Here is a 1,875-nt window from a genome sequence, read left to right on the forward strand (position 1 = left end):
GCCTGAGCGCCTCGACCAAGGTCTCGCGGCTGTCGCGTACCGACCACGCCACGGCCGGCGGCCCCGTGAACGGCGTCTGTGTCCCCGTCTGCAGCTGTATCACCTGCTGCATAGAAGGTGACGAATTTGGCCCGGCTTCGCCGACCGTCTCCCATATCGGCGTCAGCATCAGTTCGCCCTCAAGCGTCGACACGGGTCTGAACGACTCTTGCGCCATCGGCGCAAGCTCCCTTGAATCAGCCATCCGGCCTATCGTCGACGAAGCGGGCAGTGCCCGGCTGCTGAAGCCGCTCAGCCGGACTGCCACGCGTCCCTGCGGATCGACGATCTCTACTTGCAGCTTGCGCACCGCCGCGCTGTCTCCGGCCGCCGGCCGCACCACCGCATAGGCGGGCACCGGCACCGGCAACCACTGTTCCACCGACTGCACCGCAAACGGCACCGTCGGCCCCGCCTCCTCCGGCATCAAACCGAGGCTGGTCTGCAACGCGCCGTCCAGCAAACTCGGTGGCAAGCCATAGACGGGATCGTCATCGACCGGTGCAGGAGCCGGCCACTGCAGTGCCCCCACCGCCAGGTTCTCGCCCACCTGCAATTGCGTCAACGATTGGAAGCTCGCCCCATAGGCCAAGCCCATCGACGCAAATCGTGCATAGCAATCCGCGCGGTTGATCGTTCGTCCGCACTGCGCGCGCAGTGCCGCCAGATCGACGGTGGGCGCCTCGCCCGGCGCCGAGACCACCGCCCAGCCCTGGCTGTAGACCTGCACTGCCTCGCCTTCGCCGCTGTAGATCTCGTAGCCGATTCGTCCGTCTTCCTCGACCTCCAGCCCGATGTGCACGGCCAGCGGCTCGGCGACCGCCAAGGGCCGCATCCAGCTCACCTGCTCGATACGGATTGCCCCCTCTTCCTCCAGCGCCAGACTCGCCGCGGCTCGCGCCCACTCCAGCTGCGCCACGCCCGGCACAAGCTTCTGCCCTCGTACCACATGGTCACGCAGGAAGTGTTCCTCGCCCGTCAGCCACGTGCTGTAGCGCTGCTCACGCAAGGTGGAGGTATTACGATGCACCAGCGGGTGCAGCACCGCCTCGCGCGCCGAGCCGGCCAGCGTGCCAGCCGCCTGCGCGGCCTGCGTACCCGACCCGCTCTCGGGCACCCAATACCGCTCCTTCGCGAACGGATACGTCGGCAGGCTCACCCGCGAAGGGCGCAATGGCCCATATAGCGCCGACCAGTCCACCGCCAGGCCCTGCACCCACAATTCGGCCAGCTTGCCCAGTTTGCCGCGCGCCAGCCACTTGGCGATCAACTCCCGCAGGTCCTCGTCGGCAGCGAACGCCGACAATGTCTCGGACCCGCGCTTGACCTCGCCCTGGTACACGTCCTCCAGGCTGGTCTCACCCTGCTCATACGCCAACAATTTGCGCGTAAGCTCTGCCACCGAATTCACCACCAGCGCCAGACGCATCCCCAGCGCCTCGCGCCCAACTTGCAGCGTATAAGCCAGCGACGCCAGATCCACCTCGCGCCGATCCAGATGCGCCCGCAACTGCCCCGCCTGCGCCCGAAGCTGCTCGCCCGTGCGCGCTGACAGCACCACAACAGCCGGAGAATGCACCTCCAGCTGACTCGGAGCCGGCGCCTCATACTCCTCCAGCACCACGTGGGCGTTCACCCCTCCGAAGCCGAAGGAACTCACTCCGGCACGCCGCGGCAACGCCCGGCCTGTCTCATCAACCGGCGCCTCCCAGACCCGCTCCTCGTTCACCACGTAGAACGGGCTGCCTTCCAGATCGATGCGCGGGTTCAACGGCTCGGCATGCAGGCTCTTGACCAGGCGCTTGTGCCGCATCTGCAGCAGCACCTTGATCAGGC

1 protein-coding gene is annotated in these 1,875 nt (G+C 67.1%); it reads right to left on the bottom strand.

Translation table 11 applies throughout. The features are described from left to right. A partial coding sequence (locus CQ050_RS30620) for a polyketide synthase dehydratase domain-containing protein (RefSeq protein WP_146121084.1) occupies window positions 1-1,875 on the bottom strand: 1,875 nt, incomplete at both ends.

The organism is Achromobacter sp. MYb9 (genome assembly GCF_002975275.1).
Lineage (GTDB): Bacteria > Pseudomonadota > Gammaproteobacteria > Burkholderiales > Burkholderiaceae_B > Achromobacter.